Annotated in this window: 19 protein-coding genes and 1 tRNA gene; 6 read left to right on the top strand and 14 right to left on the bottom strand. The window is 67.6% G+C overall.

Features of this window, described 5'->3' with window-relative positions:
• Position 1 precedes the first annotated feature (1 nt).
• From AB7P10_RS18740 to AB7P10_RS18715, 6 genes are all read right to left on the bottom strand, one after another.
• Positions 2-1,216 (bottom strand): CaiB/BaiF CoA transferase family protein, encoded by a 1,215-nt coding sequence (locus tag AB7P10_RS18740; protein ID WP_428295361.1) that lies wholly within the window; start codon positions 1,214-1,216, stop codon positions 2-4.
• 2 nt (positions 1,217-1,218) lie between these two features.
• A complete protein-coding gene (locus AB7P10_RS18735) occupies positions 1,219-2,007 on the bottom strand; it encodes an enoyl-CoA hydratase/isomerase family protein (protein ID WP_428295360.1) in 789 nt (262 codons plus the stop codon).
• Positions 2,004-3,287, bottom strand: coding sequence for a TRAP transporter large permease (locus AB7P10_RS18730; RefSeq protein WP_428295359.1), 1,284 nt, complete (start codon positions 3,285-3,287; stop codon positions 2,004-2,006). The genes AB7P10_RS18735 and AB7P10_RS18730 overlap by 4 nt, the downstream gene beginning before the upstream one ends.
• Positions 3,284-3,820 carry a TRAP transporter small permease gene (locus tag AB7P10_RS18725; RefSeq protein WP_428295358.1) on the bottom strand — a complete coding sequence of 179 codons (537 nt, stop codon included), beginning with the start codon at positions 3,818-3,820 and terminating at the stop codon, positions 3,284-3,286. The genes AB7P10_RS18730 and AB7P10_RS18725 overlap by 4 nt, the downstream gene beginning before the upstream one ends.
• An 81-nt stretch (positions 3,821-3,901) precedes the next feature.
• Positions 3,902-4,927: a TRAP transporter substrate-binding protein gene (locus AB7P10_RS18720; protein WP_428295357.1), complete on the bottom strand. Its 1,026-nt coding sequence runs from the start codon at positions 4,925-4,927 to the stop codon at positions 3,902-3,904.
• A gap of 80 nt (positions 4,928-5,007) precedes the next feature.
• Positions 5,008-6,219, bottom strand: a complete 1,212-nt coding sequence (locus AB7P10_RS18715) for a pyridoxal-phosphate-dependent aminotransferase family protein (RefSeq protein WP_428295356.1) — start codon at positions 6,217-6,219, stop codon at positions 5,008-5,010.
• 119 nt (positions 6,220-6,338) lie between these two features.
• Here AB7P10_RS18715 and AB7P10_RS18710 point away from each other — a divergent pair, with 119 nt between their 5' ends.
• The 3 genes from AB7P10_RS18710 (at position 6,339) to AB7P10_RS18700 (ending at position 10,255) form a co-directional block, all read left to right on the top strand.
• Positions 6,339-7,040, top strand: a complete 702-nt coding sequence (locus AB7P10_RS18710; RefSeq protein ID WP_428295355.1) for a GntR family transcriptional regulator — start codon at positions 6,339-6,341, stop codon at positions 7,038-7,040.
• On the top strand, positions 7,037-10,138 hold the full coding sequence (locus AB7P10_RS18705; protein WP_428295354.1) for an FAD-binding and (Fe-S)-binding domain-containing protein: 3,102 nt from the start codon (positions 7,037-7,039) through the stop codon (positions 10,136-10,138). Before AB7P10_RS18710 ends, AB7P10_RS18705 begins: the two co-directional genes overlap by 4 nt.
• Before the next feature lie 43 nt (positions 10,139-10,181).
• Positions 10,182-10,255: transfer RNA gene (locus tag AB7P10_RS18700), tRNA-Gly, on the top strand.
• Between the two features lie 153 nt (positions 10,256-10,408).
• Here the strand turns inward: AB7P10_RS18700 and AB7P10_RS18695 are convergent.
• The 4 genes from AB7P10_RS18695 to AB7P10_RS18680 all read right to left on the bottom strand — a co-directional run bounded on the left by AB7P10_RS18695 (position 10,409) and on the right by AB7P10_RS18680 (position 15,283).
• Complete coding sequence (locus AB7P10_RS18695; protein ID WP_428295353.1) at positions 10,409-10,990, bottom strand: hypothetical protein; 582 nt, start codon at positions 10,988-10,990, stop codon at positions 10,409-10,411.
• A gap of 4 nt (positions 10,991-10,994) precedes the next feature.
• Complete coding sequence (locus AB7P10_RS18690) at positions 10,995-11,936, bottom strand: hypothetical protein (protein ID WP_428295352.1); 942 nt, start codon at positions 11,934-11,936, stop codon at positions 10,995-10,997.
• Between the two features lie 255 nt (positions 11,937-12,191).
• The gene (locus AB7P10_RS18685) at positions 12,192-13,796 is read right to left on the bottom strand and encodes a gamma-glutamyltransferase family protein (RefSeq protein ID WP_428295351.1); all 1,605 of its coding nucleotides are present in this window, start codon (positions 13,794-13,796) and stop codon (positions 12,192-12,194) included.
• An 8-nt stretch (positions 13,797-13,804) separates the two neighbouring features.
• Positions 13,805-15,283 (bottom strand): NAD-dependent succinate-semialdehyde dehydrogenase, encoded by a 1,479-nt coding sequence (locus AB7P10_RS18680; RefSeq protein ID WP_428295350.1) that lies wholly within the window; start codon positions 15,281-15,283, stop codon positions 13,805-13,807.
• A gap of 273 nt (positions 15,284-15,556) precedes the next feature.
• Here AB7P10_RS18680 and alaS point away from each other — a divergent pair, with 273 nt between their 5' ends.
• From alaS to AB7P10_RS18665, 3 genes are all read left to right on the top strand, one after another.
• Positions 15,557-18,178, top strand: coding sequence for an alanine--tRNA ligase (gene alaS, locus AB7P10_RS18675; RefSeq protein WP_428295349.1), 2,622 nt, complete (start codon positions 15,557-15,559; stop codon positions 18,176-18,178).
• A gap of 8 nt (positions 18,179-18,186) precedes the next feature.
• On the top strand, positions 18,187-18,717 hold the full coding sequence (locus AB7P10_RS18670) for a TlpA disulfide reductase family protein (RefSeq protein ID WP_428295348.1): 531 nt from the start codon (positions 18,187-18,189) through the stop codon (positions 18,715-18,717).
• Positions 18,718-18,852: 135 nt separating this feature from the next.
• Positions 18,853-19,977: a transglutaminase-like domain-containing protein gene (locus tag AB7P10_RS18665; protein WP_428295347.1), complete on the top strand. Its 1,125-nt coding sequence runs from the start codon at positions 18,853-18,855 to the stop codon at positions 19,975-19,977.
• Between the two features lie 37 nt (positions 19,978-20,014).
• Here AB7P10_RS18665 and AB7P10_RS18660 read toward each other — a convergent pair whose 3' ends face one another.
• Genes AB7P10_RS18660 through AB7P10_RS18645 form a run of 4 tightly spaced genes read right to left on the bottom strand, consistent with a single transcriptional unit; the run spans position 20,015 to position 23,744 of the window.
• Entirely contained in the window at positions 20,015-20,944 is a 930-nt protein-coding gene (locus AB7P10_RS18660) for a pseudouridine synthase (RefSeq protein ID WP_428295346.1), read from the bottom strand.
• Between the two features lie 10 nt (positions 20,945-20,954).
• Complete coding sequence (trmB, locus tag AB7P10_RS18655) at positions 20,955-21,683, bottom strand: tRNA (guanosine(46)-N7)-methyltransferase TrmB (protein WP_428295345.1); 729 nt, start codon at positions 21,681-21,683, stop codon at positions 20,955-20,957.
• Positions 21,684-21,718: 35 nt separating this feature from the next.
• On the bottom strand, positions 21,719-22,597 hold the full coding sequence (gene gluQRS / locus AB7P10_RS18650; RefSeq protein WP_428295344.1) for a tRNA glutamyl-Q(34) synthetase GluQRS: 879 nt from the start codon (positions 22,595-22,597) through the stop codon (positions 21,719-21,721).
• A 19-nt stretch (positions 22,598-22,616) separates the two neighbouring features.
• Entirely contained in the window at positions 22,617-23,744 is a 1,128-nt protein-coding gene (locus AB7P10_RS18645) for an NAD(P)/FAD-dependent oxidoreductase (RefSeq protein ID WP_428295343.1), read from the bottom strand.
• Positions 23,745-23,862 lie beyond the last annotated feature (118 nt).

Below are 23,862 nucleotides of genomic sequence, written 5' to 3'. Positions count from 1 at the left end.
ATCAGGCGGGCGTGCCCACCACGCCCTCGTCGATCAGGGTGTCGATCTCCGCGTCCGTCAACCCGAAGCCACCCAGCACCTCCCGGGTGTGCTGGCCCAGCAGCGGCGCCGGCGCATCGGTCTGCGTGGGCGTGGCCGAAAAATGTATGGGGCAGCCGATGGCGTGCGTGGTGCCCGCCTGGGGGTGCTGCAGTTCCACCACCATGCCCCGCGCCCGCGTCTGCGGATGGCTCAGCGCTTCGCCAATTGTGTGCACCGGGCCGGCGGGCACGCCGGCGGCGTCGAAGTCGGCCTGCCACTGCGCGCGCGTGCGCTGGCGCACCACCGCGTTCATCAGGGCCACCAGCTCGTCGAGGTGGGCCATGCGGTCGCTGTTGGTGGCGAAACGCGCATCGCTGCGCCATTCGGGGTGGCCGAGCACGTCGCAGATGCGTTCCCAGTTGGCCTGGTTGGCGCCACCGATGTTGATCCAGCCGTCACTCGCCTCGAAGGCCTGGTAGGGCGCGGTGAGGATGTGCGCCGAGCCGGTGGGTTGCGGCGAGCGCTGCGTGGCGAACCACACCGCGGCGTGCCAGTAGGTCTGCTGCAGGGCGGCGTCGGCGAGCGAGGTGTCCACCACCTGGCCCTCACCGGTTTTCAGACGATGGATGTAGGCCGCCAGGATGCCCAGCGCCGCGAGAATGCCGGCATTCATGTCCGAGACCGCGCTGCCGCTCTTGGCCGGAGGCCGGCCCGGCTCGCCGGTGATGGACATCAGGCCCGCAAAGCCTTGCGCGATGAGGTCGAAGCCTCCCTTGTCCGCGTAAGGCCCGGTGCGGCCGTAGCCGGTGATGGCGCAGTAGACGAGGGCGGGGTTGATGGCGAGCAGCACCTCGGGGCCCAGGCCGAGCTTGTCCATGGTGCCGCCGCGGAAGTTCTCGACCAGCACGTCGGCGTCCCGCACCATGCGCTTGAGCAGCTCGCGGCCCGCCGGGTTCTTGAGGTTCAGTGCCAGCCCGCGTTTGTTGCGGTTCATCATCATGAACGGCGCCGACACCCCCCCGACCTGCGGATCGCGGTAGCCGCGCGCGTCGTCGCCGCCGGGCAACTTCTCGATCTTGATCACGTCCGCGCCCATGTCGGCCAGCAACAGGCCGCAGGTGGGGCCCGACATGATCTGGGTGATCTCGAGCACGCGCACGCCCGCCAGGGGGCCGCTGCGGGTGGGCTGTGACATGTTCACCGGCCTTTCCAGACCGGGGTGCGCTTCTCGACAAAGGCGCTCACACCCTCGCGGAAATCCTCGCTGCCGTAAACCGCCCGAATGAGGTCGTCGCCATCGGGCAGGTCGTGCACTGCCAGGCGCTGCAGCGCGACCTTGCTCACGCGCTGCGTCACAGGCGCGAGCGCGACCAGCCGTTGTGCCAGCGCCAGACCTTCGTCGCCCAGCGCCTCGGATGGTGCGGTGGCGAGCAGGTAGCCGCAGGCCAGCGCTTCGTCGGCGCCCACCATCTCGGCCAGCAGCAGCATGCGCCTGACGCGTTCGTGGCCCCAGGCCGCGCGCAGCCGCGCGATGTTGGCCATTGACAGGCCATTGCCCAGCGTGCGCGCGATCGGCACGCCGAATTTCGTGCCCGGTGTGGCCAGGCGGAAGTCGCAGGCGGTGGCGATCGCCAGGCCACCACCCACGGCCCAGCCCTCGACGAGGGCGATGGTGGGCATGGGCAGGCTGGCCAGTTGCGTGATGCCGGCGTCGATCTGGCGCTCGTACGCGATGCCATCTTCACCGTCGTGAAAATGCGCGAACTGGGCGATGTCGGTGCCTGCCACAAAGGCCTGGCCTCCAGCGCCGCGCAGCAGCACCGCGCGCACCGTGGTGTCTGCGGCGAGCCGCTCGCAGGCTTCGGCAAGTTGCTGGTACATGACCCAGGTCATGGCGTTGCGCGCGGCAGGGCGGTGAAACACCACCGTGGCAATGCCGCCATCGATGTGCAGTACAACGCGACCGCTGTCGTCGGTGGCACTCATCGGTAGAACACCTCCACCAGGAACATCGGCACCGCAGGCACATAGGTCACCAGCAGCAGCAGCGCCATGAGCACGCCGATGAAGGGCAGGTTCACGCGCGTGACCTTCCACATGTCGGCCTTGGCGATGGAGCAGGCCGTGGCCAGCACGCTGGCCACGGGCGGCGTCTGCTGGCCGATGCCCAGGTTGAGCGTGACGATCAGGCCGAAGTGCACCGGGTCGATGCCCACCGCCTTGACCAGCGGCATCACGATGGGCACCACCAGGATGATGGCCGCCGCCGAGTGCAGGAACAGCCCCGCCAGAAGGAAGAACACGTTCAGGATGGCCAGCACCGCCCACTTGTTGTCGGTCAGCGAAGCGATCCACGCGGCCAATTGCTGCGGCATCTGCTGCTCGGTGAGCAGGTGGCCGAGCAGGGCGGAGGCGGCCACCAGCAGCATCACCACCGCGGTCTGCACGCTGCCCTCGACCATCGAGTCCATCAGGTGCCTGAGGTTGAGTTCGCGATAGATCACCGCGCCGATGAACAGCGCGGCCACCACCGCCAGCGCCGCGCCCTCGGTGGCGGTGACCACGCCGCCGAAGATGCCGCCCAGGATGATCAGGGGCAGCAGGAAGGCCCAGGCCGCGTCCTTGAAGGTGCTCTTCACGCGCTGCCAGCTGAACACCTCTTCCACCGGGTAGTTGTAGCGCTTGGCGTACCAGTAGGCCAGTGCCATCATGCCGCCCCCGCCGAGGATGCCGGGCACGATGCCGGCCACGAAGAGCTGCACCACCGAGGTCTCGGCCATCACCGCGTACAGGATCATCGGGATCGAGGGCGGGATGATGATGGCCAGCGTGGCGGACGACGAGGTCACCGCTGCCGCGAACTCCTTGGGGTAACCCTTCTTCTTCATCGCCGGCACCAGGATCGAGCCCATGGCGGCCACGTCGGCCACGGCGGAGCCGGATATTTCGGCGAAGAACAGCGAGGTGCCGATGTTGACCATCGCCAGGCCGCCCTTGATGAAGCCGAACAGCGCGGAGGCAAAGGCAATGAGCCGACGCGACAGGCTGGACGAATTCATGATGGCGCCAGCCAGCACGAACAGCGGAATCGCCAGCAGCGGAAAACTGGTCGCGCCGTTGAACATGGTGATGGCCGCGCTCAGCAGCGATTCGGCGCCGCCGTGCCACACCATGGCCACCATGGCCACCGAGCCCAGCGCGATGGCAATGGGCACGTTGATCAGGATCAGGGCCACCAGGCCCAGGAACATCAGCAGGGGCATCATGATTGCATCGCCTTTTCAATCTCGCGCTGCATTTCCTGTTTTTCGGCGTCGATCACGCCCGCGCCGCGCGCCTGGCGCAGCAGCTCGGGCAGGGTGAGCAACTGCGCGACGATGAAGATCAGGGATCCGACCGGGATCACCGACTGCGTCAGACGCGTGGGCACCCAGGGCAGGCTGACCATGGCGTCGCCTTCAAGAATCACCAGCACCTGGAAGCCGTACCAGCCCAGCAGCGCGAAAAACAGGATGACGATGCCCTCGCCCAGCAGCACCAGGGGCACGCGCAGGGTGGGCTTCATGGCGTTGACCAGGCCGGGAAAGCCGATGTGCGCGCGTTTGAGCGCGGCCAGCCCGGCGCCGTAGTAGGTGAGCCAGGCCAGCGCGATCGAGGCCACCTCGTCGTACCAGACCATGGGAATGCCGAGCTTGCGGTAGACCACGCCCATGAGGACGATGACCGCCAGCGAGCCGAGCAGGAGGACGACGAAGGCGGTGAGCGCGCGTTCGAATGCGAGTCTTAGGGTTTGCAGCACGGTGGGCCCTGGTGGGTGCGACGAGGATGGGGGAAATCCGGCCCGCCCAGCGGCGGGTCCGGATGGCGGCTCAGGCGCGCGTCAGAACTTCGCGCCCAGTTCAACCGCCTTGTCGACCAGCTTGGCGCCGTCGGGCACTTCCTTGCCGAACTCGGTGTAGACCGCCTTGCTCGCGGCGATGAAGGCGTTCTTGTCGGGGTCGTTCACCTGGGTACCCGCGGCCTTGATCTTGTCCACCAGTTCCTTGTCCAGCTCGGCGGCGGTCTTGTAGACGAAGGGCTGCACGTCCTTGGCGGTTTTCTCCAGCACCTCGCGCACGTCGGCCGGCAGCGAGCTGAACTTGCGCGAGCCGGCGGTGAGGTAGGCCGGTGTGTACACGTGGCCGGTCATGGAGAGGTACTTCTGCACCTCCTGGAACTTGGACGAGTAGATCTGCGTGAGCGGGTTTTCCTGCCCGTCCATCACGCCCGTCTGCAGAGCCACGAACACTTCGGACAGCGCCATGGGCGACGGGTTCGCGCCGTAGGCCTGGAACATCTTCACGCGCCACACGCCCTGCGGCACGCGCAGCTTCATGGACTTGAGGTCCTCGGGCTTGTTGATGGGGCGCACGTTGTTGGTCACGTTGCGGAACCCGTTTTCCCACACGCCCAGGATCTTGTAGCCCTTCTCGTCGGCCATGGGCGCCAGCGCGGGCCAGACCACCGCCTGCTCGATGGCCTTCATGTGATCGCGGTTCTTCACCAGGTAGGGCATCTCGAACATGCCGAAGGCCGGCACGGTGGACGACATCACGGTGGAGGGCAGCGCGAGTTCGAGCGTGCCCAGACGCAGCTTCTGCATCATCTCGGCGTCGCCGCCGAGCTGGCTGGAGCCGAACACCACCACCTTGGCCTTGGTGCCCAGGCGTTCGTTGGCCACGCGCGCGAACTCGTTGGCCGAGCGCTCGAACAGCGAGCCGGGCCCGCCCACGTGGCCGAGCTTGATCTCCATCTGCGCGTGCGCCGCGGTGGTGCCCAGCAACGATGTGGCGCCCAGCAACATGGCGGCGGCCACCTTGCGCAGGGGGCCTCGGAAGGCCAGGAACTTGAAGGTCTGTGTCGGCATGTCTGTCTCCTTGTCGTTGATGTCCGCTGAAAAGATTGCCTCGCCCACGGACGACACGAGGCAGAAGAACACGAAGGCGCTCAGGCCATGAGCAGGCCGCCCGGGTGGCGGCTGAAGTGGTCGGTGATGGCCGCCACGCCCGAGCCGGCGAGCTTCACGCCCGCGAGCTGCAGGCCCATTTCGCAGCCAGCGACGGTGGCCACGAGGGTGAGGTCGTTGCTGTCGCCCAGGTGGCCGATGCGGAACATGCGGCCCTTGACCTTGCCCAGGCCGGTGCCCAGCGAGCAGTCGAAGCGCTCGTAAACGATCTTGCGCACCGCGTCGGCGTCCACGCCCTCGGGCGTCATCACGCCGGTGAGGATGGGCGAATACACGGCCGGGTCGGCGCACTGGATCGGCAGCCCCCAGGCCTTGACCGCGGCGCGCACGCCCGCGGCCCAGCGCTGGTGGCGCGCGAACACCGCGGGCAAGCCCTCGGCCTGCAGCATGTCGCAGGCCTCGCTCAGGCCATAGAGCAGGTTGGTGTTGGGCGTGGACGGCCAGTAGCCGTTCTTGTTCATCTCCAGCATTTCGCCCCAGCCCCAGTAGCTGCGCGGCGTCCTGCAGGCCTTGCTGGCTTCGATGGCCTTGGGCGAAAGCGCGTTGAAGCTGATGCCGGGCGGCAGCATCAGGCCCTTTTGCGATCCGCTGATGGACACGTCGATCCCCCAGGCGTCGTGCTCGTAGTCGGCACCGGCCAGGCCGGAGATGGTGTCGACCAGCAGCAGGGCCGGGTGCTTCGCGGCGTCGATCGCGCGGCGCACCGCGGCGATGTCGCTGGTGACACCGGTGGAGGTCTCGTTGTGCACCACGCACACCGCCTTGATGCCGTGCGCGCTGTCCTGCCGCAGGCGCTGCTCGATCAGGTCGGCCTGCACGCCGTTGCGCCAGCCCTCCAGGCCCGGCAGGCTCAGCACCTCGGCCTTCAGGCCGAGCTGGGTGGCCAGGCGGTGCCAGAGAAAGGCGAAATGCCCGGTTTCGTACATCAGCACGTGGTCACCGGTGTTGAGCGTGTTCACCAGTGCCGCCTCCCAGGCGCCGGTGCCCGATGCCGGGTAGATCATGACGGGGTGCCTGGTCTTGAAGATCTTCTGCATGTCGGCCAGCACCTTCAGCCCCAGGCGGCCGAACTCGGGGCCGCGGTGGTCGATGGTGGGCAGGCTCATGGCGCGCAGGATGCGGTCCGGCACGGGCGATGGCCCCGGGATCTGCAGGAAGTGGCGCCCGGTGGGGTGGGAGTTGGTGATCAGCATGCGCGGCGGCCTTGGTTGAAGATTGCAGCCTATTTTTTGTATTCAAAATACAAGTGTCAAGGGTAATCACCCCTAAAATCCTCTTTTCTTTTGGTTTTTTTGAATACAAAATTGCCGACATGACCGCAGAGATCCTCTCCATTCCGCGCCCCGTGCTGCACGAACAGGTCGCCAGCCGGCTGCGCCAGATGCTGGTGGAAGGGCGCATTGCACCGGGCGCCAAGCTCAACGAGCGCACCTTGTGTGAAGAGCTGCGCATCTCGCGCACGCCCTTGCGCGAGGCGATCAAGATGCTCGCCGCCGAGGGCCTGGTCGAGCTGCTGCCCAACCGCGGTTCGGTGGCCGTGCAGCTCAGCGTGGCCGACGTGCACAACACTTTCGAGGTGATGGCGGGGCTGGAAGCGCTCTCGGGCGAACTCGCGGCGCAGCGCATCACCGATGCCGAACTGGCCGAGATCAAGGCCCTGCACTACGAGATGCTGGCCGCGTACACGCGGCGCGACCTCTCCACCTACTACCAGCTCAACGCGACCATCCACCGCTGCATGAACGCCGCGGCCAAGAACCCGGTGCTCACCAGCACCTACAACCAGGTCAACGCCCGGCTGCAGGCGCTGCGCTTCCGCTCCAACCAGGACGGCGAGAAGTGGAGCCGCGCGGTGCAGGAGCACGAAGCCATGGTCCAGGCGCTGGAGGCGCGCGAGCCGGCCGCGCTGCGCCGCGTGCTCACCAGCCACCTCAACAACAAGCGCGACGTGGTGCTGGAGCAGTTGCGCGAGCAGGAAGCCCAGGCCCTGCAGCACGGGGGCCGCGCCGAATGAACGCGCCCCTGCCCCTGAAGGTGGCCGGCGGCACGCCCGACGCGGCTTACGAGGCCGTGGCCCGCGCCAGCAATGAAGTGGCCGGCGAGCTCGCGCGGCGCCTGCGCGTACAGACCCGCGGCGAGGTGCTGTTCTCGCCCGCCGACCGCGGCCGCTACGCCACCGACGCGTCGATCTACCAGCAGATGCCGGTGGGCGTGTTCGTGCCGCGCGATGCCACCGACGTGCGCCTGGCGCTCGACATCTGCCGCGACATGGCCGTGCCCATCGTGCCGCGCGGCGGCGGCACCAGCCAGTGCGGGCAGACGGTGGGCGCAGGCCTGGTCATCGACCACAGCAAGCACATGCGGCGCGTGCTCGATGTGAACGCTCAGGAGCGCACCGCCACCGTGGAACCCGGCCTGGTGCTCGACCACCTCAACGCGCAGCTGAAAGCCCACGGCCTGTGGTACCCGGTGGATGTGTCCACCAGCGCGCAGGCCACGCTGGGCGGCATGGCGGGCAACAACTCCTGCGGCAGCCGCTCGGTGGCCTACGGCAACATGGTGCACAACGTGCTGGGCGCGCAGGCCTGGCTGGCCGACGGCAGCCTGGTGGACTTCGGCGACCACGCCACGGCCGGCCCGCAAGCGAAAGCCATTGGTGACTTTGTGCGTGATCTCGCGATGGAGAACGCCGACGAGATCGACGCGCGCTGGCCCAAGGTGTTGCGCCGCGTCGCGGGCTACAACCTGGACATCTTCCGCAACCAGAACGAGCGGCCCTACACGCACGACGGCTCGGTCAACCTGGCCCACCTGCTCATCGGCAGCGAAGGCACGCTCGCGCTCACGCACTCACTCAAGCTGCGGTTGAGCGAACTGCCGCGCGCCAAGGTGCTGGGCGTGGTGAACTTCCCCACCTTCTTCCAGGCGATGGACAGTGCGCAGCACATCGTCAAGCTGGGCGAGGGCATGGCCGTGGGTCAGCTCACCGCGGTGGAGCTGGTGGACCGCACGATGATCGAGCTCTCGCTGCGGAACCCGGCGTTTGCGCCCACCATCCGCACCGCGCTCTCGCCCCACATCAACGGCGGCAAGCCCGAGGCCGTGCTGCTGGTGGAATTCAGCGGCCCGAGCAAGGCCGACATCGCGCACAAGATCCGCGAGCTGGTTGAACTCATGGGGGACCTGGGCCTGCCCGGCAGCGTGGTCGAAATGGTGGACGACGCGCCGCAGAAGGCCCTGTGGGAAGTGCGCAAGGCCGGCCTGAACATCATGATGAGCCTGCGCGGCGACGGCAAGCCGGTGAGCTTCATCGAGGATTGCGCCGTGCCGCTGGTGCACCTGGCCGAGTACACCGACGCGCTCACGCAGGTGTTCCACAAGCACGGCAGCCGGGGTACCTGGTACGCCCACGCCTCGGTGGGCACGCTTCACGTGCGGCCCATCCTGGACATGCGGCGCGAGGGCGCGAGCAAGATGCGCGCGATCGCCGAGGAAGCCAGTGAACTGGTGCGCAAGTACAAGGGCGCCTACAGCGGCGAACACGGCGACGGCCTGTGCCGCGGCGAATGGATCGAATGGCAGTTCGGCCCGCGCATCAACGAGGCCTTTGCCCGCATCAAGCAGCACCTCGACCCCACCGGCCTGTTCTCGCCCAACCGCATCGTCAACCCGCCGAAGATGGACGACACGCGCCTGATGCGCTTTCCGCCGGGCTACAAGGTCGTGCCCATCACGCCCGCGCTGGACTGGAGCGCGTGGGACGTGCAGGCCGACCCCGTGACCGAAGTGACCACCGCGCCCGGCACCGGCGGCGACCCGGCGCGCGGCCTGGCCAAGGCGGTGGAGATGTGCAACAACAACGGCCACTGCCGCAAGTTCGACGCCGGCACCATGTGCCCAAGCTACCGCGTCACGCGTGACGAGCAACACCTCACGCGCGGCCGCGCCAACACCTTGCGCCTGGCGCTCAGCGGGCAGATTCCCGGCCTTTCGGGCGCGGACGCGCTCGCCAGCGAGGTGGTGCACGAGGCCATGGACCTCTGCGTCGGCTGCAAGGGCTGCAAGCGCGACTGCCCCACCGGCGTGGACATGGCGCGCATGAAGGTCGAATTCCTGCAGCACTACAAGGCGCAACACGGCCACACCCTCAAGGACCGGCTGGTGGCGCACTTGCCGAACTACGCCCGCTGGGCGGCGCGCCTGGCGCCCGTGCTCAACCTGCGCAACCGCGTGCCGCTGCTGGCCTTGTTGACCGAAAAGTGGCTGGGCATCTCGGCGCGGCGCAGCCTGCCGGCATGGCGCATGCGCCACTTCTTCAACGGTGCCATGAAGACCGCGACGCGCGAGCAAGTCCTGGCCGCCGAGCGCGGCGTGGTGCTGTTCGTCGACACCTTCAACGGCTACTTTGAATCAGAGAACGCGCACGCCGCCGTGAACGTGCTGCAGGCCGCGGGCTACACCGTGCATGTGGCCACCAAAGCCCCGGAAGATGGCCAGCACCTGTGCTGCGGCCGCACCTACCTGGCCAGCGGCATGGTGGAACAGGCCAGGGAGAAGGCGCGCGAGGTGGTGCAGAGCCTGCTGCCCTTCGCGCAGCAGGGCATCGCCATCGTGGGGCTGGAGCCCTCGTGCCTGCTGACCCTGCGCGACGAGATGCTGGTGATGGGCCTGGGCGAGGCGCCACAGCAGATCGCCGATCACGCGCTGCTGTTCGAGGAGTTCCTGGCGCGTGAAGCCCGGGCCGGGCGGCTGCAAGACCTGAAGGCAAAGATCAAGCCGGTGACCCGGCCGGTGCTGCTGCACGGCCACTGCCACCAGAAAGCCTTCGACGCCGTCTCGCCCATTCTGGAGGTGCTGCGCTGGATCCCCGGCGCAAAGCCGCAATTGATCGAGAGCAGCTGCTGCGGCATGGCCGGCAGCTTCGGTTTCGACGCTTCGCACCACGACGTTTCGATGCAGATGGCCGAACTCAGCCTGCTGCCCGCCGTGCGCGCCACGCCCGACGCCATCGTGGTCGCCGACGGCACCAGCTGCCGCCACCAGATCCACGACGGCGCGCAGCGCGAGGCGGTGCACGTGAGCCGGCTGCTGGCGGGACTGCTGAAGGACTGAGTGGGGCAGGGCGGCGGCAAGCCGCTAGAATCGGCGGCCAGACGCGGGTGTAGTTCAATGGCAGAACGGCAGCTTCCCAAGCTTCATACGAGGGTTCGATTCCCTTCACCCGCTCCAATTATTTTCTGACTCCCATATGGCGTCATAAGCCTTCAAGTCGGTATGAAAGATGACGAGGCCGAGGCGTTTTGAATGCTCGCAACGCCACCACAGTGGATGCTTTGCGCGCGTGGGGCATGTCCCAGCACATAGTTGCGCAGAGATGCTCCGTCACCGATAGACGAGCAACGCGGAACCCACCACAAGCAGCGGGCACACCGTCCACCAAAAGGAACGCGAGCCTGGGACAAAGCGCCTTTGCGCTCGTGCCTTCAGCAGGTTGATTAGTTGTTCACCTTCTTCGTGGGCTGCCATTAGAGCGAAGACGCAAGAAGTGAGCCGTCCCATCAGCTCATCGTCATCCATGGTCAAGTGGTGTTGACTGATCAGTTCATGGCCAACGCGGAATGCGTGAATCTGCCCGTAAACGAACACAACCTTTTCAACCAGAACTACCCCGAGTAATCCGAGCTTTTCCACCATCTCCGGAAAAACTACGTCAGTCGGGCGCTCGATCGTACGAATAACCAAGAACTCTCGATCACCGGCAGCCACTGTTTTGAGCCAACGCCCCAACTCCTCGGACAGTGTGTTGATTGCAGGGCTATAGGCGGCAAGTTCACCCGCAAGCGCTGCAGCAACCGAGCTTCCTTCACGGTGCCTGCGGTACGCCTCTGCTGCGAACTGCGTAAGAAGCGCCACAGAGATTGCAACCGAACCAGCAATGATGGCGGCCAAGAGCGCGTCGGACATGCACCTACTCCTCTGTGAAGGGCAAGGTCTCGCGCAGGAGTGCCAAGCAATTGCCATTCAAAGTGTTTGATCTCATGGTTGGCGCTTGAGGTGCACCCACAACGCGCTGGCAAGCGAGGGTAATCTCAGCATTGGTCAATCCGTACACGGTGCTGTGGATAGCTTTTGGTCTTCCTAGCTCGATGAGAAATACGTCAGGAGCGCCAAGGCGTTCGATGTTTACCTTGTCAAAGCCGAACCCCAAAAAGAATATCGCCTTTGCTGCACGAATCAACCTTTGAGCCTCGAGAAAGCTTGGCGAATCCACGCGGCCCTCAGGAACAACCTGGATGCCTTTTGCGGCACGTTGCACAAACGTGTCTAGGTGATCCGTCTGTATTTCACCGAATGGAGCCCAAGCCGTCTGATCACCATTGTCGAGACTACCCAGTTTCCCGTACACATGTACGACCTGAAGTTGCTTGAGCTTCTCCCAGACTTCAGCGGGCTTGCGCAAATACGCGCGAGCCAAAGAGCGGAAAAGAAAGTGCTCCAGCGATCTCTCATAGTTGAAGGTGACGATCGATAACCATGACAAGTCCAAGTTTTCCCATTCAGAGATTGGGTTGACGATCTCGTTGTGCATGTATCGATACCAATGATCATTCACGTCGTCGAACAACTTAGCTTCACTCTCCCGATCCAGCAGCGCAAATGCAATCAAGCGTTTGCCGACTTCCGAATCCGCAACATTCCGTCCCAAAAAGGCGTCGATTGAATTCAGCTGCGACTCGGCGAACGCGTCAACAAATCGACGCACCGACTGTTGCCCATAACCGATGTGCATGCAGACATCTTCACGATCTCTGTAGCTGATGATGAGCCGTCTCAGCCCTTCGCCGGTTGGAAAACCAAAGGCACAACTTGAGCCAGCACCGAGAATCAAGGTGGTAGGTGTTTTGCGCACTCAAGCCTCAGAGTAAGTTAAGTTTCCACACCGGTCGCGCACGAACACCTGGGAGCTAGCACAGGCGTTTAGTTCTCGCGATGATCGATAGTGTGACCGACGCCGCCAGGATGCGAACCTGCTTGTCGGGGGAAGTGGATGGAGTGAATGTGACTCCCTATACGTCAATCCCATGGGTTTCTGCGGCTTACACGCAACAGTTCGATTCCCTTCACCCGCTCTGCACCACCCTTCGCGCGTGGTGTGCACCCCGCCTCAGAACCCCACTGCTTGCCCATCGCGCCGCGAATCGCTCGCGGCCACGTAGCCGTCGGCGAGGTCGTCGCTCAGGCGCGCGACGAACTGACCGCTGCCGAAATCCAGGTACGTGTCGGCCGTGGGCTCGAAACGATGGCCCAGGGCCTTGAGGCCGTCGCGCAGCTCGGGGGCCATGGTGGGTTCGAAGTCCACGTCCAGGCCCTGGCCCCACTTCCAGCGCGGCGCATCGCTCGCGGCCTGCGGTTGCTGGCCGTGCACCAGCATGCGCACCAGCGTCTGCACGTGGCCTTGCGGCTGCATGTTCGCGCCCATCACGCCAAAGCCCATCACCGGCTGGCCGTCGCGCGTGAGGAAGCCGGGGATGATGGTGTGGAACGGGCGCTTGCCCGGCGCGACCTGGTTGGGGTGCCCGTCCTGCAGCGTGAAGCCGTGGCCGCGGTTGTGCAGGCTCACGCCCCAGCTGGGCACGACCACGCCGCTGCCAAAGCCCAGGTAGTTGCTCTGGATGAAGCTCACCATGCGGCCCTGCGCGTCGGCGGTGGTCAGGTACACCGTGCCGCCGCGCGGTGGCTGGCCCGGGCCGGGGTCGATCGCGCGCTTCGGGTCGATGCGTTTTGCGCGCTCGCGCAGATACGCGGGGTCGAGCAGGTCGGCCGCGCGCACCTCGGTCATGGAGCGCGGGTCGGCCACCCAGCGGTAGGTGTCGGCGAACGCGAGCTTGATGGCCTCGATCTGCAGGTGCTGGCCTTCGACGCTATCGACGCCGTACTGGCCTATGTCCAGCGCCTGCAGCATGCCCAGCGCCATCAGCGCGGCAATGCCCTGGCCGTTGGGTGGCAGTTCGTGTACCTCGTGGCCGGCAAAGGGCACGCGGATGGTGTCGACCCACTCGACGGTGTGGGCCGCCAGGTCGCTGGCCCGCAGTTGCGCGCCGTGTTCGCGCGCGAAGGCGTCGATGGCTGAGGCGATCTCGCCCTGGTAGAACGCCTCGCCCCGCGTCTCGGCGATGCGGCGCAGGGCGCGGCCGGCGTCGGGAAACACGAAACGTTCGCCCGCCAGCGGTGCACGGCCCCGGGGCAGAAAGGCTTGCGCATAGCCTGGCTGGTCTTTCAGCAGCGGTCGGGCCATGGCCCACTTGTGCGCGATCACCGGGGTGACGGCATAACCCGCTTCGCCGAGTTCGATGGCGGGTTCCAGCAGGTCGGCAAAGGGCAGGGCGCCAAAGCGCTCCGACAGCGCGACCCAGCCCGCCACCGCGCCCGGCACCGAGACAGCGTCAAAGCCGCGCAGGGGGATCTGGCCGTGCTTGCGGCGAAAGTACCCGGGATTCCAGCCCGCCGGCGCCGCACCTGACGCGTTCATGCCCTGCAGCCGCTCGCCGTCCCAGACGATGGCGAAGTTGTCGCTGCCCAGGCCGTTGGAGCAGGGCTCGACCACGGTGAGCGCGGCGGCGGCCGCGATGGCCGCATCGATGGCGTTGCCACCCTTGAGCAGCATGCGCAGGCCGGCCTGCGCGGCCAGTGGCTGCGAGGTGGCCACCACGTTGCGCGCCATCAGCGGCGCGCGGGAGACAGGGTAGGGGTTGTGCCAGTCCTTGAACATCGGCGGCGTCACTTCAGGACGTCGCCCACGCACAGGTACTTGATTTCCACGTAGTCGTCCATGCCGTGGTGCGAGCCCTCGCGGCCCAGGCCGGACTGCTTGACGCCGCCGAAGGGCACGTGCTCGGTGGCGATGATGCCCACGTTGATGCCGACCATGCCGTACTCCAGCGCCTCGCTCACGCGGAAGATGCGGCCCACGTCGCGGCTGTAGAAGTAGCTGGCCAGGCCGAACTCGGTGTTGTTGGCGGCATCGATGGCTTCCTGCTCGGTCTTGAAGCGGAACACCGGCGCGAAGGGGCCGAAGGTTTCTTCCCGGGCGCAGAGCATGTCGGACGTGGCCTCGGCCACCACCGTGGGCTCGAAGAACTGGCCCTGCAGCTTCTTGCCGCCGGTCAGCACCTTGCCACCCTTGGCCACCGCGTCCTCCACATGGCGCTGCACCTTGGCCACGGCGGCGTCCTCGATCAGCGGGCCCTGCACCACGCCCTCGGTGAAGCCGTTGCCGACCTTGAACGCCTGGACCTTGGCGGCGAACTTCTGCACGAAGGCGTCGTACACGCCGTCCTGCACATAGATGCGGTTGGCGCAGACGCAGGTCTGGCCCGCATTGCGGTACTTGCTGGCGATCGCGCCTTCCACGGCGGAGTCGATGTCGGCGTCGTCGAACACGATGAAGGGCGCGTTGCCGCCGAGTTCGAGCGACAGCTTCTTCACCGTGGGCGCGCTCTGCGCCATCAGGATGCGGCCGACTTCGGTGGAACCGGTGAAGCTCAGGTGGCGCACCACGTCGCTGGCGCAGAGGGCCTTGCCCACGGCGATGCTGTTGTCGCTGTCGGCGGTGATGAGGTTGAACACGCCGGCCGGAATGCCGGCGCGGATCGCGAGCTCGGCCGCGGCCAGCGCGGTCAGAGGCGTGAGCTCGGCGGGCTTGATGATCACCGGGCAGCCCGCGGCCAGCGCGGGCGCGACCTTGCGCGTGATCATCGCCAGCGGGAAGTTCCAGGGCGTGATGGCCGCGCACACGCCGATGGGCTGGCGCAGCACCAGCAGGCGGCGGTTGTTGTCGAACTGGGGCAGGGTTTCACCGTTGACGCGCTTGGCCTCTTCGGCGAACCACTCGACGAAGCTGGCGGCATAGGCCACTTCACCTTTGGCTTCGGCGTAGGGCTTGCCCTGCTCGGCGGTCATCAGGCGGCCCAGGTCGTCCTGGTTGGCCATCAGCAGGTCGAACCACTTGCGCAGGATGATGCTGCGCTCCTTGGCGGTCTTGCCCTTCCAGGCCGGCCAGGCGGCGTTGGCCGCGGCGATGGCGGCCTCCGCGTCCTGCGAGCCAAGGTTGGCCACATCGGCCAGCTTGTGGCCGGTGGCGGGGTCGAGCACGTCGAAGCGGGCCTTGCCCGGCACCCACTGCCCGTTGATCAGGCCGTCGGTCTTGAGCAGGGTGGGGTCCTTGAGCTGGGCCAGGGGGGATGTCTTCATGTCCATGGGGGTGTCTCCGTCGGTGCGATGCGGTGCGTGACCGGGTGGGCAGGGGGCAATCATTTAACTTGTTAAATAATTGAGCCGGGATTGTGCCGCTGAATGGTCGTCCAGCATAGCCCCATGCTCCGGCGCCTGCAGTGCCGCTGGCGACGGCGCGGCCCGATCCACCCGATTTCGCCCCGCCGCGCCCGGGGCGCCCCGCATGTTGGAAAATAGCGGGTTGCGCGCGCGAGCGCCGAGCGCATTCCGACACCGACCGACAACCACAAGGCCACCATGACCCGCCCCGCTTCCGTTGCCGACATCCGCAAGACCTTCCTGGACTTCTTCGCCTCCAAGGGCCACACCGTGGTGGCGTCCAGCCCGCTGGTGCCCGGCAACGACCCCACGCTCATGTTCACCAACTCCGGCATGGTGCAGTTCAAGGACGTGTTCCTCGGGACCGACAAGCGCCCCTATGTGCGCGCGGCCTCGGTGCAGGCCTGCCTGCGCGCCGGCGGCAAGCACAACGACCTGGAGAACGTGGGCTACACCGCGCGCCACCACACCTTCTTTGAAATGCTGGGCAACTGGAGCTTTGGCGACTACTTCAAGCGCGAATCGCTCAAGTGGGCCTGGGAGCTGCTGACCGAGGTCTACCAGCTGCCCAAGGAGCGCCTGCTGGCGACCGTGTACGCCGAGGACGACGAGGCCTACGACATCTGGACGAAAGAAATCGGCCTGCCGCCCGAGCGCGTGATCCGCATTGGCGACAACAAGGGCGGACGCTACAAGAGCGACAACTTCTGGATGATGGCCGACACCGGGCCCTGCGGCCCGTGCAGCGAGATCTTCTACGACCACGGCCCGCACATCCCCGGCGGCCCTCCGGGCAGCCCCGACGAAGACGGCGACCGCTTCATCGAGATCTGGAACAACGTGTTCATGCAGTTCAACATGGACGAGACCGGTGCCGTCACGCCGCTGCCCGCGCCCTGCGTGGACACCGGCATGGGCCTGGAGCGACTCGCCGCCATCCTGCAGCACGTTCACAGCAACTACGAGATCGACCTGTTCGACGCGCTGATCAAGGCCGCTGCGCGCGAGACGCACACCAGCGATCTCGCCAACCCCTCCCTCAAGGTGATCGCCGACCACATCCGCGCCACCGCCTTCCTGGTGAGCGACGGCGTGATTCCCTCCAACGAGGGCCGCGGCTACGTGCAGCGCCGCATCGTGCGCCGCGCGATCCGCCACGGCTACAAGCTGGGCCAGAAGACGCCGTTCTTCCACAAGCTGGTGGCCGAACTGGTGCGCCTGATGGGCGACGCCTATCCCCGCCTCAAGGCCCAGGAACAGCGCATCACCGAGGTGCTCAAGACCGAGGAGGAGCGCTTCTACGAGACCCTGGCCAACGGCATGGAGATCCTTGACGCGGCGCTGGCGAACGGCGAGAAGGTGCTGCCCGGCGACGTGGCCTTCAAGCTGCACGACACCTATGGCTTTCCGCTCGACCTGTCGGCCGACGTCTGCCGCGAGCGCGGCCTTTCAGTGGACGAGGCAGGCTTTCATGCCGCCATGGAAAAGCAGAAGGCGGCGGGCCGTGCGGCCGGCAAGTTCAGGATGGACAAGGCGCTGGACTACAGCGGCGCGGGCAATGCCTTCGTGGGCTACGAGCAGCTCGAAGCGCCGGGCAAGGTGCTCGCGCTGTACCTGGACGGCACGCCGGTGGCCGAACTCAAGGCCGGTCAACAGGGTGTGGCGGTGCTTGACACGACGCCGTTCTACGCCGAAAGCGGCGGCCAGGTGGGCGACGAGGGCGTGATCACCAGCGGCTCGGCGCGCTTTGCCGTGGCCGACACGCAGAAGATCAAGGCCGACGTGTTCGGCCACCACGGCACGCTGGAGCAGGGCACGCTGGCCGTGGGCGACAGCGTGAATGCACAAGTGGACACCGCGCGGCGCGCAGCCACCGTGCGCAACCACTCGGTTACCCACCTGATGCACAAAGCCCTGCGCGAGGTGCTCGGCGATCACGTGCAGCAGAAGGGCAGCCTGGTCGATGCCGACAAGACGCGCTTCGACTTCACCCACAACGCCCCGGTGAGCGATGCGCAGATCCGCGACATCGAGCAGCGGGTGAACGCCGAGATCGTGGCCAACGCGGCCACGCAGGCACGCCTGATGGACATCGAGTCGGCGCAGAAGACGGGCGCGGTGATGCTGTTCGGCGAGAAGTACGGCGAGACCGTGCGCGTGCTCGACATCGGCTCCAGCCGCGAGCTGTGTGGCGGCACGCACGTCGCGCGCACCGGCGACATCGGCTTCTTCACGATCACGGCCGAAGGGGGCGTGGCCGCGGGCGTGCGCCGCGTGGAAGCCGTCACCGGCCTGAATGCACTGGCCTATGTGCAGGGCATGGAAGAGACGCTTGGTGGCGTGGCGGGCACGCTCAAGGTGGCACCGTCCGAGGTGCCCGCGCGCGTGAGCGGCATGCTTGAGCAGATGCGCGACCTGGAGCGGGAAATGAACGCGCTCAAGAGCCGTCTGGCGGCCGCGCAGGGCGACGAACTGGTCAACCAGGCCGTCGACGTCAAGGGCGTCAAGGTGCTGGCGGCGGTGCTGGCCGGTGCCGACGCCAAGGCGCTGCGGGAAACCATGGACAAGCTCAAGGACAAGCTCAAGACCGCCGCCATCGTGCTCGCGGCCGCGGACGGCGGCAAGGTGCAGCTGGCCGCGGGCGTGACCGCCGACACCATGGGCAAGCTCAAGGCCGGCGAGCTGGTGAACTTCGTCGCCCAGCAGGTCGGTGGCAAGGGCGGCGGCAAGCCCGACATGGCGATGGCCGGCGGCACCGACGCGAGCAGCCTGCCCCAGGCACTGCAGTCGGTCCAGGGCTGGGTGGCCGAGCGCCTGTGATGCATGCGATGAACCGCCGCCAGTGCATCGGTGCAGGGGGCGCCTTTGCATGGGCACTGGCCGCGGGCGGCGCTGCGCACGCTCAGGCGCCCGCCTTCCAGCGCAGCGACTGGCCCCTCGAGACGCCCACACCGTCGCTGGAAACGCTCAGCCTGGACGGCAAGCCGGTCTCGCTGGCCGACCTCAAGGGCCGCGCCGTGCTGCTCAACTTCTGGGCCAGCTGGTGCGAGCCCTGCCGCGCCGAGATGCCCACGCTGGAGGGGCTGCCGCCGCTGTTCGGCGAGGACAAACTGGCCGTGGTGGCGCTCAACTTCAAGGAGCCGCCACAGCGCGCGCAGCGTTTCGTGGCGCAGACCGGCCTCACCCTGCCGGTGTGGCTCGATCCGCTGGGGGCGCATGCGCGCGCCTGGGGCGTGCGCGTGTTTCCCACCACGGTGCTGATCGATCGCCAGGGGCGCGCGCGCGAGCGCGTGCGCGGCGAGGTCGACTGGAGCGGCAACGAGGCGCTGGGCTGGGTCGAGCGCTTGATGGCGCGCTGAGCGGGCTGGACCGACCGCCCCCGCCCGCATAATCGGAGCATCCCGGCGCCCTCGTGGCGCGGGCCGTTTCCTGGCGATGCACCGCAGCCTGTGTCTGCGATTCCGCCGTTGTTCCACCACTCCGGAGTTCTCTTCATGACCCCCGATCGCCGCACCTTCCTGCGGTGCGCCGCCACGTCCGTGGCCGCCGCATCACCCCTGTTCCACGCCACCGGCGCCCTGGCGCAGGCCAGCGCCGCGCCGCAGCGCGAATTCAACCCGCAGCCCGGCGCCTGGCGCACCTTCGACGTGACCACCCGCGTGGACATCGTCAAGCCCGATGGCCTCACCCAGCTCTGGCTGCCCGTGCCCTCGGTCGAGAGCGACTGGCAGCGCTCCCTCACCAGCGACTTCCGCAGCAACGGCAGCGCGCGCCTGACCGAAGACCGTGGCTATGGCGCCCGCATGCTTCATGTGAGCTTTGCCGCCGGCGAAGCCGCCCCGTATGTGGAGCTCACCAGCCGTGTGCAGACGCGCAACCGCGCGGCCGACCTGTCGCAGAAGACGGCACACGCCGAAGACGCCGCCAGCCTGCGCTTCTGGACGCAGCCGACCGAGCTGCTGCCCACCGACGGCATCGTGCGCGAGACCGCGCTCAAGGCCACGCGCGGCGCGCGCACCGACGTGCAGAAGGCCCGGCAGATCTACGACTGGGTGGTCACCAACACCTACCGCGAACCCAAGGTGCGCGGCTGCGGCGAAGGCGACATCAAGACCATGCTCGAAACCGGCAACCTGGGTGGCAAGTGCGCCGACCTCAATGCCGTCTTCGTCGGCCTGTGCCGCGCCGCCGGCCTGCCCGCGCGCGACGTGTACGGCCTGCGCCTGGCGCCTTCGGCCTTTGGCTACAAGGAACTCGGTGGCAACCCGGCCAGCCTCAAGGGCGCGCAGCACTGCCGCGCCGAGGTGCACCTGGCCGGCCACGGCTGGGTGGCCATGGACCCGGCCGATGTGGCCAAGGTCATGCGCCAGGAAACACCGGAGTGGATCAAGACCACGCAGCACCCGGTCGTGGCGCCGGTGAACCGCGGCCTGTTCGGTGGCTGGGAGGGCAACTGGGTGGCCTGGAACATGGCGCACGACGTGCAATTGCCGCAGGCCCGGGGCCCGGAACTCGGCTTCTTCATGTACCCCACGGCCGAGGTGGGCGGCCAGCGCCTGGACTCCTACGCGCCGGACGATTTCAAGTACCAGATCACGGCGCGCGAAATCAAGGCCTGATCGCTTCTCCGCCACGCCCCGCGGGCGCTGCGCTGGCTCAGTCGGGCCAGTCCAGCGCCCGCCGGCTTTCGAAGGCCCGCGTCTGGCCGGTCACGGGGTCGGTGAAGGCGATCGCCTTGGCCAGCAGGCGCAGCGGGCTGGAAAAATCCTCGGCTTCGTGCGGGCGGCGCAGCACGCGCGGGTAGAACTGGTCGCCCGCGATGGGCAGACCCAGTGCATTCATGTGCACGCGCAGCTGGTGGCGCCGGCCGGTGAGCGGCTCGAGCCGGTAGCGCGCCCAGGCGCCGCGCGATTGCAGCCGTTCGATGCGCGTCTCGCTGTTGGCTTCGCCCGGCACCTCGGTCATGCGGAAGAAGGCAGCGTCCTCCTCGACGATGCGGCTGCGCCGCAGCACGGGCCAGGCCGTGGCCGTGTCGTGGGGCGCGATCGCTTCGTAGGTCTTGTGCACCGCGCGTTCACGAAACAGCGCCTGGTAGGCGTCGCGGTCCTGCCGCCGCAGGCTGAACACCACCAGCCCGGCGGTTTCGCGGTCGATGCGGTGGATCGGGCTCAGCGCGTCGATGCCCAGCCGGTTCTTCAGCCGCACCAGCAGGCTTTGCTGCACATAGCGCCCACCCGGTGTGACGGGCAGGAAGTGCGGCTTGTCGACCACCAGCAGGTGCGCGTCGCGAAACAGCACCGCTTCCTCGAACGGCACCGTGGGCTCGTCGTCGAGCTGGCGGTAGTAGTACACCCGCGCACCGGGCTGGAAGGGGGCGTCGGGCGGCAGCGCCCGGGCGTCGTCGCCGAGCACCTCGCCGCGCGCCATGCGCCGCGCCCAGTCGTCCCGGTCCACGGCGTGCAGACGTTCGGCGAGGAAGTCCAGCAAGGTGGGCCAGGGGGGTGGCTTGGTGGAGGGCAGCGCCACGCAACTGGGCGAAACGCCCTGTCGCGACGGAATCTGCGGGTTCCTGGGCAGGCGCGCCACAGCCGCGGTGTCAGACCCGGCGGAACACCAGGTCCCACACGCCGTGGCCCAGCTTGAGACCGCGGTTTTCGAACTTGGTGAGCGGGCGGTAGTCGGGCTTGGGCACAAAGCCCCCACTGCCGGCTTGCGCCGTGTTCTGCAACATCGGCTCGGCGCCCAGCACCTCCAGCATCTGCTGGGCATACGGCTCCCAGTCGGTGGCCAGGTGGATGTAGCCGCCGGGCTTGAGGTGGCGCGTGAGCTGGTTCACGAACGGCGTCTGGATGAGGCGGCGCTTGTGGTGGCGGCTCTTGTGCCAGGGGTCCGGGAAGAAGATGTGCACGCCGTCCAGGCTGGCTTCGCCCAGCATGTGCTGCAGCACCTCGACGGCGTCGTGGCGCAGGATGCGGATGTTCTCCAGCCCCTGTTCGCCCGCGAGCTTGAGCAGCGCGCCCACGCCGGGCTCGTGCACCTCACAGCACAGGAAGTTGTCCTGCGGCCGCACGCCCGCGATGTGCGCCGTGGCGCCGCCCATGCCGAAGCCGATCTCCAGGATCAGTGGGGCCGAGCGGCCAAAAGCCGCCTCGGCATCGAAGGCACCCGGTACGTAGTTGAGCAGGAAGCGCGGGCCGAAGACCTCGTAGGCCCTGGCCTGGCCGACGGTGGTGCGCCCCGCGCGCAGCACGTAGCTTTTGACTTCGCGCAGGTAGGGCACGTCGCTCGGTGGGGTGCGCGGCAGCGCGTGGCGGGGGTCGGTCATGAAGGGGCGGCGATCGGTCGGCGAAGGCAGCGATTTTAGGCCGCCCAGTGGGCGGCCCAGTGCGCGAGCGCCTCGTGCACCGTGCCAACCTGTGCCGCGGGCAGCCCCAGCACCCGCGCGGCGCGCGCCAGCGTGGCCAGCGGATCACCCAGGTCCAGCGCCCGCGCACCGTTCTGCTTGCTGAGCTTTTCGCCGTTCTCGCCCCGCACCAGCGGCGTGTGCAGGTAGGCCGGCGTGGGCAGGCCGAGCGCGCGTTGCAGCAGGATCTGGCGTGCGGTGTTGTCGGCCAGGTCTTCGCCGCGCACGACATGTGTGATGCCCTGGGCTGCGTCGTCCACGACCACCGCGAGCTGGTAGGCCCAGAGGCCGTCGGCGCGTTTGAGCACGAAATCACCGACTTCGGTGGCGACGTTCTGCGTTTGCAGGCCCAGTCGCCGGTCGGTCCAGCGCACGTCGCCGCGCTCGTGAATGGCGAATCGCCAGGCGCGCGCGGGTTTGCCTTGCAGGCCTCCCTGTTCGGGCCGGCAGGTGCCGGGGTAGACGGCGGCATGGTGGCGTTCGCGCCGCAGGCCCTGCGCCACCAGCGCGGCCTCGATGTCCTTGCGCGAGCAGCCGCAGGCGTAGGCGCGCTGCGTGTCGATGAGCCGGTCGAGCGCCCGCTGGTAAAGCGCCCCACGTCGCGATTGCCAGACCACCGGTTCGTCGCTGACGAGGCCGCAGGTGGCGAGCTGTTGCAGGATGATTTCGTCCACGCCCGGGATACAGCGCGGCGTGTCCACGTCCTCGATGCGCACGAGCCAGGCGCCGCCGTGGGCGCGCGCGTCAAGCCAGCTCGCGAGTGCGGCGACCAGGGAGCCCGCGTGCAAAGGGCCTGTGGGCGAGGGGGCGAAACGGCCTCTGTACATGGCCGCCATGGCCTGCGCCCGGACCGACTCAGGCGATGGCCAGGGCCATCTCCAGACCGGAGACGAAGGCGTCTTCCACGCGGTGGCCCAGGCACCAGTCGCCGCAGGCACCGATGCCCAGCGACTTGTCGAAGAGGTGGCTCTTTCCCAGTGGCGTCTGCGTCTGCGCGAAGCGCCAGCGGTGTGCCACGGCGTGCGTGGGCGTGGCGCGGATGCCGGTGATCTCGGCGAAACCCTTGAGCAGCTTGGCCTTGACGCGCTCGGCATCGTCCTCCAGGTGCTTGGTCGACCAGGCCGGACTGGCCTGCACGGTCCAGCGTTCGATGGGTTCACGGCCGGGCTTGCTCGATTCGCGCGCCAGCCAGCTGATGCGGTGGTGCGTGCTGCGCGCGGCGTTCCATTGTGGGCCGAGGTGGGGCAGGCCGGGCTGCATGGCCTGCGGATAGGCCACCATCAGCGTCCAGCACGGCGCAACGTGCACGGGCGTGAGCGACTGGCGCAGCTCGGGTGCCAGGCCCGAGGCCAGCAGCAGGTCGTGCGCCTGCGGGTGGGGCAGGGCCAGCACGACGCGGTCGAATCCGCCCAGCACCTGCTGGCCGCCTTGCCCGTCTTCGGCGCGCAGCTGCCACTGGGCCGGGTGCAGCGCGTCGCGTTCGATGCGGGTGACACGGGTCTCCAGCAGGGTGCGCGCCAGCAGGCCGCCGTGCAGTTCAGGCTGGGCCAGTGGCTGGGCCCAGAGCTTGACGAGCGCGCTCATGCCAGGCGAGGCGACGAAGTGCGGCTCGGTGGGCGGCGGCGCGCTGGCGAGCACGTGGCCGAACTCGTCGAGCACGCGCACGGTGCTGGCGCTCCAGGGGCGCACGACGCTGGTGGCGTTGCTGCGCAGCGCGGTCTCGAAACGTTTGTCGCGCACGGTGAAGTACTGCGCGCCGTGGTCGAAACCACCGAACTCGGTGCGCCGGGTGGCCATGCGCCCGCCAAATCCACGGCTCTTCTCGAACAGCGTCACGCGGTGACCCGCCTGCACCAGGGTGCGCGCGCACACCACGCCCGCCATGCCACCACCGACCACCGCGATGTGCAGGGGCGCAGCGCCGCGGGCTCTGGAACGCGGGGACGAGGTGGCGGATGCGCGGGGGCGTGGGGTGTTCGTCATGTCTCGGTGCGCTCGGGGTGAGGAGGTGCTGCCGACTGTATCAGTTGCCCCATCGAACGCGATGGCGTTGCCCCCAATAGCGAAACGAGCGACAGACGCCCCCGCGCGGCAGCACGCC

Origin of the sequence: Hydrogenophaga sp. (assembly GCF_050182545.1) — a bacterium.
In the GTDB taxonomy this organism is placed as follows: domain Bacteria; phylum Pseudomonadota; class Gammaproteobacteria; order Burkholderiales; family Burkholderiaceae_C; genus Hydrogenophaga.
This window is presented reverse-complemented; position numbering and strand designations above follow the sequence as displayed.

Bases quoted from the DNA above. Each gene is read 5' to 3' on its own strand.
- AB7P10_RS18740 (WP_428295361.1), bottom strand. From the start codon at position 1,216: ATGTCACAGCCCACCCGCAGCGGCCCCCTGGCGGGCGTGCGCGTGCTC.
- AB7P10_RS18735 (WP_428295360.1), bottom strand. From the start codon at position 2,007: ATGAGTGCCACCGACGACAGCGGTCGCGTTGTACTGCACATCGATGGC.
- AB7P10_RS18730 (WP_428295359.1), bottom strand. From the start codon at position 3,287: ATGATGCCCCTGCTGATGTTCCTGGGCCTGGTGGCCCTGATCCTGATC.
- AB7P10_RS18720 (WP_428295357.1), bottom strand. From the start codon at position 4,927: ATGCCGACACAGACCTTCAAGTTCCTGGCCTTCCGAGGCCCCCTGCGC.
- AB7P10_RS18715 (WP_428295356.1), bottom strand. From the start codon at position 6,219: ATGCTGATCACCAACTCCCACCCCACCGGGCGCCACTTCCTGCAGATC.
- AB7P10_RS18710 (WP_428295355.1), top strand. From the start codon at position 6,339: ATGACCGCAGAGATCCTCTCCATTCCGCGCCCCGTGCTGCACGAACAG.
- AB7P10_RS18705 (WP_428295354.1), top strand. From the start codon at position 7,037: ATGAACGCGCCCCTGCCCCTGAAGGTGGCCGGCGGCACGCCCGACGCG.
- AB7P10_RS18695 (WP_428295353.1), bottom strand. From the start codon at position 10,990: ATGTCCGACGCGCTCTTGGCCGCCATCATTGCTGGTTCGGTTGCAATC.
- AB7P10_RS18685 (WP_428295351.1), bottom strand. From the start codon at position 13,796: ATGTTCAAGGACTGGCACAACCCCTACCCTGTCTCCCGCGCGCCGCTG.
- AB7P10_RS18680 (WP_428295350.1), bottom strand. From the start codon at position 15,283: ATGGACATGAAGACATCCCCCCTGGCCCAGCTCAAGGACCCCACCCTG.
- alaS (WP_428295349.1), top strand. From the start codon at position 15,557: ATGACCCGCCCCGCTTCCGTTGCCGACATCCGCAAGACCTTCCTGGAC.
- AB7P10_RS18670 (WP_428295348.1), top strand. From the start codon at position 18,187: ATGAACCGCCGCCAGTGCATCGGTGCAGGGGGCGCCTTTGCATGGGCA.
- AB7P10_RS18665 (WP_428295347.1), top strand. From the start codon at position 18,853: ATGACCCCCGATCGCCGCACCTTCCTGCGGTGCGCCGCCACGTCCGTG.
- trmB (WP_428295345.1), bottom strand. From the start codon at position 21,683: ATGACCGACCCCCGCCACGCGCTGCCGCGCACCCCACCGAGCGACGTG.
- gluQRS (WP_428295344.1), bottom strand. From the start codon at position 22,597: ATGGCGGCCATGTACAGAGGCCGTTTCGCCCCCTCGCCCACAGGCCCT.
- AB7P10_RS18645 (WP_428295343.1), bottom strand. From the start codon at position 23,744: ATGACGAACACCCCACGCCCCCGCGCATCCGCCACCTCGTCCCCGCGT.